Genomic DNA, 6,000 nt, shown 5'->3' with positions numbered 1-6,000 from the left:
TGGTTAGAGACTATGAATTATTGCCTGAAACATCGGAGACATTTATCTACCTTGCTATCATCCGTATTATGGTAAGGCGACTAGCATAACATTTAACTTCTCAAAACTTTTCAAACAGCCTCTAAGTAATAAAGCACCTAAAGGATATTGGAAGGTTAATAAAAAACCTGTTATTCCACCTCCCCTAAGTAGCGGTGTATGTTTGTCGGATAATATATTTTTAGTTCGGTGGGGGTGGTGGCGATGCTTCTGCCGCTAATCAAGCCACACAAATCACACGAGAAACTGAGATACGCGATCGCATTGGGGATACCTCCATTGATGGCGTAGCAATGCCAATCGGCGGCGTAGGATTATTTGGTTGGTTGTCTGCAATTTGGAAATTAATTAGCGATCGCATTCCTTTTTTAGGTGCAAACACTGCTGCAAATGCAATACCAGTTACTCTTGCCACTGACGGGATCTTTGCCACCTTTGCAGGATTAGCTAGTGATGCAGCTAGTATTACTGGTTCTATTCATGCAAAATTAAGATCCGTAGCTACCACTTTACAGTCTATCCTCACTGCAATACCATCAACGACAAACCCAGTACTAGTTAGAAATATTTCTAATAAATTTCGAGAAGACTTTGCTGGAAGCTCTTTAAGTTCTACCGTTTGGCAGACTATTCAGACAGGGGCAGGACAAACAATTACTGTTAGTAATTCTGAACTATAGATTTCTGGGGGAACTACTGCAAATAGTGAAACTATTATTAGGTCATTAACTAGTTTCACTATTCCAATGCGAGTATGTTTTACTTTTTATATTAGCCAAAAGATTGTTAACCAAGAAATTTATTTTGAGTTAACTGATAGCTCTGGGAATAATGTTGCTAGATTATTATTCAGTGGTACTGCTAATACTAATGTACTTGCTCAAACTCTGAATAACTCTAATGCAGTATTCTACGAAAGCGATGGCCGATTTAAAATCACCTTTTTTGAACGGCTTAATTAAAAATTATTGTGTGTAATAATTCAGTGAACGATCGCTTCGGTAATATTCAGTGGACAGAAAAAGATAAAGTGCGTCGCTTCTTGTTTGAAGAATTACCCGCCGAAGTCAGCAAAGACGAAGAATATCAGAACGCCAAGAAATACTCAGACCGCCAAAATGCCAGAATCACCTTCGAGAAAAAGCTAGTCAATAAGTTTCAGGAGTTCATCTTCGACCATACATAAGCATACCGTAAATTTACTGATGATCCTGAATTTAAAGCATGGTTAGCCAATATCTTGTTCGATAACGATTATGACCAAGGAGCAGCATAAGGCAGGCATAAGGCGAGGCGATCGCGCTCTTAGAGATGATGAAGTGTAGTAGTGTTTGCTCATCACAAATTATATCCTGAGAGAATAGTCAATAGCTAACTCTTAAGTTCCTCATCTGCACTTTATGGTAGGTGTCAAATTCACTGATTTGAATAAAACTTCTACATAAACACACACTGATGCAGCTTGATTTGCTTGAATAGCTATATTGATAGGACATTCATACCAGACCAATTCACAATCCTGATTATGGCAAGTAAATTCATTGATGTTAGGGAATATACTGTCAGGGCGCACAAAAGACAGATTCATACTCGTGTTTTCCAGTTTGTCTGTAAAGAGTGTAACGATCTGACAAAGCGCGAGACTTTCGGGCCTCGACCTTTATATTGTGAGAGATGTCGCCCTCCCCAACCGCCTAAGAAATCCCAGCCAGCATCTCACAAAGCAAAACCCAGAGCAATGTCTTACAAAAGTGACATCGATTTAAATTAATTAAAGCCTTATGACTCAAAATGGACAATTAGAACCACCTCCTGGCACCTTTGTCTCACCACTGTTGGAATTACGAGACTATTATGCTCGCCTCACAGAAGAGTATGAACGCCTCTTTGTGCAGGCGCGGGAGCAGCTGGCTCATGTAGAAGCGTTGTTGTCTAACTGGTCTTTTTCTGATGCCAACAATCAGATATCAAGTCTGACGTCGGCTGATGAAACCTCAAATGTTTCCCAAGAAGGCCCTCTGCGGTTTTTATCACCTCTTGATGACATCGACGAAATCAACTTGGTGGAGTCTGTACAGTCAGAACTTACAGACAAAGACTTGGTTGAGATCGATAATTCTTTTTCTGCTGTTGATACAAAAGAGGGTCAACCTTCAACTACATCGCCAGATCCAAAGATCGCCCCAGAGAACAACGATAGTTCAACAAAGGTGGCAGAAATCCCCATGCTACCCCAGTATCAGCACGCTCTTTCACGAATGGAAGCCATAAAACAGCTATTGCAAGAGCAGATAGGTACTGTGTGTCATATCGATTTTATCGTGCGATCGCTTTATGGAGAGTTAGATTCCAATCTATTCAAAGTAGTTAAAGGTAGGGTTCAATCTTCCCTGACCCAAGGCAGAGAAAGGAATTACTGGGTAACTATTCCTGATGAGCCAGGTTGTTATACTCTGGATTTAAGTTTGGTAGCTCCAAGTAACCGCAATGCTGCTTCTAGGAGCATCAAAAACAAAAACAAGAAGCCTTTTGTACCCCCGACAAAAGCAGTACCGATGCTCAAAGCCTTTGAGGGTCAATTCTTAATTGATGCCCTCACCTCTCTGTTTGAAGAAAATCCAGGTCAAGTTTTCAGCGTTGCTGAAGTCATCGCCGGAATTTATGGAGAACTAGATTCTCAGCAACTTCGAGAGGTCAAAAATAAGGTACTGAACGAATTATCTAGAGGCTATCGAACAGGCAGATTCTCTAGGGTTCCTAACCAAATTGGCTTCTATACTTGGGACTCCAATATGATATTGGAGGGTAGTTCTCGCTAAATTGGTATGGGCATGGGGCAAAACAGTTCCGAGTTCCGTTAGCGGATAGCTAAGGTTTAGCCCGTTCTGAGTAAAGAAGTGAGATTCCCTACTCAGCACTCAGCACTCAACACTATTGAGGAGCATGGGGTATTGGGTATTGGTTATTAATTCTTCGGCGTTGCATAGTTGCGGGATGATTTAGCAACTTCCAAAATTCTCCCTCTGCTTCCCCTGCCTGCCCAATCCATCCCACTGTTATGCAACGCCAATTCTTCTTCCCGTACTCCCCTGCTTCCTCATCTCCCGTATATTTTCTCTACCCCCTACATCTGTCTTGAAAAAACCTGAAGAGGGACATTTATCGTTGAAGGCAGGAGTTAGGGGGCAGGAGGCAGGAGGAAAACTGACCCCTAACTCCTGCTGTGACCGGAAGGGAACAAGGGTTTAAGACCCCCACCAAATTTTTAATTTGGTGGCTCTTATTCAGGAGGGGTCTGAATCCCCAACTGAGGTAAAACCTTCTGCCTCCTGCCTTCTGCCTCCTGCCTCCTTCAATTGTTGAATTTACAGACACAACCTAGCTTTTTACACCCTCCAAAAGGTAATACACTGTTGAATTGTTGTGGATGCTAAGAAGTGTATCTACTCTAAATGAATCAAAATACTGAGCATATCTGTCATAAACTTCCTGAACACTATTAAAATAGCGTACATGGGATATCCAGGGAAAATTTGGTACGCTTCCATAAAAACGTGTACCCTTGCGGATATTTTCAATTACTTCAATATCACGTTCAACATGTTCTAGAAATTCAGTAGTTACTACTGTATCATAATCATGAGTGTAGAACAGGTCTGTCTCCAAGGCATTAGCTATAACAAAATCAAATTCAGGACAAGCTTTTCTTGCAAGAGCAATCAAGTTAGGACTAAAATCTAAACCTATATATTTAGTAATCCCTTTATCGCGAATCAAAGCAGCTAATTGTCCACTTCCACATCCGATCTCAAGCAGAGATTTTGTATCTACACGCTGGATGCGGTCGACTATGACTGACCACAGTGGGTAATATTCACTTTTTGAGTAGTGAATACGCCAACTATCGAGTTCACGAGACTTATTCTCGTAATACTCATAAGTCTGCTCAGAACCATTTTCATACTTAATAGGTTGAGAATTACGAAAAGACTTGATCAACTTAAGCACAATAGGTGGTAAAAGCTCTTTAGTTACCGTTTTTAATTTCATCATCATTGTTCCCTTTTGAAAGTTTATTTTCTAATGTCACTCAATAACTAGTGAGAAAAATCAAACAAGCAGACTTTGAGGTCATAACATTACCCTAAAAATAACATCAAAATTTAGGTAGCATACAAGCCTAATCAAGTAGTTTTTATCAAAAACTTTTCCCTTTTGAAAAAGAAAATATTATGCATATCCTGAATCTCAGATACAGCCATGAATTGAACAATCACACCCCAATTTTTTATTTAAATGTTATTAGTTACAAAAGTACATAAAACTAACAGTGATAGATTATTCTCTGCCGAAAGTCACAGAAGAGGTCTATCCCAAAAACAGCTTGTATGCCGGATTCTTGTTTTCATCCCAATAGCGATAGCCCAGGTTATCGAGAAAAGCTTGCCACTCTTCCATCTCGTGCGGGGGAACCTGGATACCAACAACGATTCGTCCGTAGTCTGCCCCATTGTTGCGGTAGTGAAAAAGACTAATATTCCAGTCAGGACTCATGGAAGTAACAAACTTCATCAATGCACCGGGACGTTCGGGAAACTCAAAACGGTAGAGCAATTCATTATGAGCCAGGAGAGAATGCCCACCCACCATGTGCCGCAGATGTAATTTAGTTAGTTCGTCGTCTGTTAAATCAAGAGTTTCAAATCCTTGAGCTTCAAAGTTTTCTACCATCTTTGCAGCATCAGCACGATTTTGAATTTGCACACCGACAAAAATATGGGCTGTTTTTTCATCGGCAATGCGATAATTAAACTCTGTAAGATTACGGTTGCCAATACATTCACAAAACTGGCGAATACTTCCCCGTTCCTCTGGAATTGTGACTGCAAAGATGGCTTCGCGGCGTTCGCCCAACTCTGCCCGTTCTGCCACAAAGCGGAGGCGATCAAAATTCATGTTTGCACCACAGGCGACAGCAATTAAGGTTTGTCCTTCGATTTGCTCTCGTTCGGCGTAGGCTTTGGCAGCTGCGATCGCTAATGCACCGGCTGGTTCTAAAATTGATCGCGTATCCTCAAACACATCTTTAATCGCAGCACAAGTATCGTCTGTATCCACCAAAATAATTTCATCTACATACTGCTGACACAAACGGAAGGTTTCTTCACCTACTTCTCGCACCGCCACGCCATCAGCAAATAACCCCACTTGAGACAAGCGCACGCGATGTCCGGCTTTTAGCGATTGAGACATCGCATCAGCATCTACTGGTTCAACGCCAATAATCTTGATTTCGGGACGCAAGCGTTTTACATAAGCCCCAACCCCAGAAATTAATCCGCCCCCTCCAATCGCTACAAAAATCGCATGGATGGGTTGCTGATATTGTCGTAAAATTTCCATCCCAATTGTTCCCTGTCCAGCAATGACATGAGGATCATCAAAAGGATGAATAAACGTCAAACCTTTTTCTATTTCTAATTCACGGGCATAGCTATAAGCATCGTCGTAGGTGTTTCCATGTAAGACGACTGCTCCGCCCCTCATTCTAACCGCATCCACCTTGACTTGGGGCGTGGTTATTGGCATAACGATAATCGCTTTGGTTCCCAAGCGATTGGCTGCAAGGGCGACTCCCTGAGCATGGTTCCCCGCAGATGCTGCGATTACACCCTGTGCCAATATATCTGGTGGTAGCTGCACCATTTTGTTATAAGCACCACGCAGTTTAAAAGAAAATACTGACTGCATATCCTCACGTTTCAGCAGCAGTTGATTATTCAGCCGCGCAGACAAATTTGGGGCATACTCCAGTGGTGTTTCCTGGGCAACATCGTACACACGGGCAGTCAAGATTTGGATGAGGTAGTCGCAAAACATGGGCGTCAAGGTGTTAGCAAATGCCGGATGGAAACTAATTTTACGTTACAAGCGATCGCACTGGTTTTATTTAATTGCACT

The 6,000-nt window shown here is 41.8% G+C and carries 6 protein-coding genes and 1 pseudogene; 5 read left to right on the top strand and 2 right to left on the bottom strand.

From position 1 onward, the window contains the following. The 5 genes and pseudogenes from LC653_RS48020 to LC653_RS35520 all read left to right on the top strand — a co-directional run. Positions 1–89, top strand: a pseudogene (locus LC653_RS48020) (IS5/IS1182 family transposase); the annotation flags it as partial. 243 nt (positions 90–332) lie between these two features. Then, on the top strand, positions 333–719 hold the full coding sequence (locus LC653_RS35535; RefSeq protein WP_229499654.1) for a hypothetical protein: 387 nt from the start codon (positions 333–335) through the stop codon (positions 717–719). A 290-nt stretch (positions 720–1,009) separates the two neighbouring features. After that, positions 1,010–1,225 (top strand): hypothetical protein, encoded by a 216-nt coding sequence (locus tag LC653_RS35530; RefSeq protein ID WP_229499652.1) that lies wholly within the window; start codon positions 1,010–1,012, stop codon positions 1,223–1,225. Positions 1,226–1,564: 339 nt separating this feature from the next. After that, positions 1,565–1,810: a hypothetical protein gene (locus LC653_RS35525; RefSeq protein WP_099099597.1), complete on the top strand. Its 246-nt coding sequence runs from the start codon at positions 1,565–1,567 to the stop codon at positions 1,808–1,810. A gap of 10 nt (positions 1,811–1,820) precedes the next feature. Further along, positions 1,821–2,858 carry a hypothetical protein gene (locus LC653_RS35520; protein WP_229499650.1) on the top strand — a complete coding sequence of 346 codons (1,038 nt, stop codon included), beginning with the start codon at positions 1,821–1,823 and terminating at the stop codon, positions 2,856–2,858. A 559-nt stretch (positions 2,859–3,417) separates the two neighbouring features. On the opposite strand, the gene LC653_RS35515 is transcribed toward LC653_RS35520, so the two are convergent. Further along, positions 3,418–4,095, bottom strand: coding sequence for a class I SAM-dependent methyltransferase (locus LC653_RS35515; RefSeq protein WP_229499649.1), 678 nt, complete (start codon positions 4,093–4,095; stop codon positions 3,418–3,420). Between the two features lie 312 nt (positions 4,096–4,407). Then, the gene (ilvA, locus tag LC653_RS35510) at positions 4,408–5,919 is read right to left on the bottom strand and encodes a threonine ammonia-lyase, biosynthetic (RefSeq protein WP_229499647.1); all 1,512 of its coding nucleotides are present in this window, start codon (positions 5,917–5,919) and stop codon (positions 4,408–4,410) included. Positions 5,920–6,000 lie beyond the last annotated feature (81 nt).

The sequence above is a fragment of the Nostoc mirabile CHAB5784 genome (assembly GCF_020829645.1).
GTDB classification, from domain to species: domain Bacteria; phylum Cyanobacteriota; class Cyanobacteriia; order Cyanobacteriales; family Nostocaceae; genus Nostoc; species Nostoc mirabile.
This window is presented reverse-complemented; position numbering and strand designations above follow the sequence as displayed.

Bases quoted from the DNA above. Each gene is read 5' to 3' on its own strand.
- LC653_RS35535 (WP_229499654.1), top strand. From the start codon at position 333: ATGCCAATCGGCGGCGTAGGATTATTTGGTTGGTTGTCTGCAATTTGG.
- LC653_RS35525 (WP_099099597.1), top strand. From the start codon at position 1,565: ATGGCAAGTAAATTCATTGATGTTAGGGAATATACTGTCAGGGCGCAC.
- LC653_RS35520 (WP_229499650.1), top strand. From the start codon at position 1,821: ATGACTCAAAATGGACAATTAGAACCACCTCCTGGCACCTTTGTCTCA.
- LC653_RS35515 (WP_229499649.1), bottom strand. From the start codon at position 4,095: ATGATGATGAAATTAAAAACGGTAACTAAAGAGCTTTTACCACCTATT.
- ilvA (WP_229499647.1), bottom strand. From the start codon at position 5,919: ATGTTTTGCGACTACCTCATCCAAATCTTGACTGCCCGTGTGTACGAT.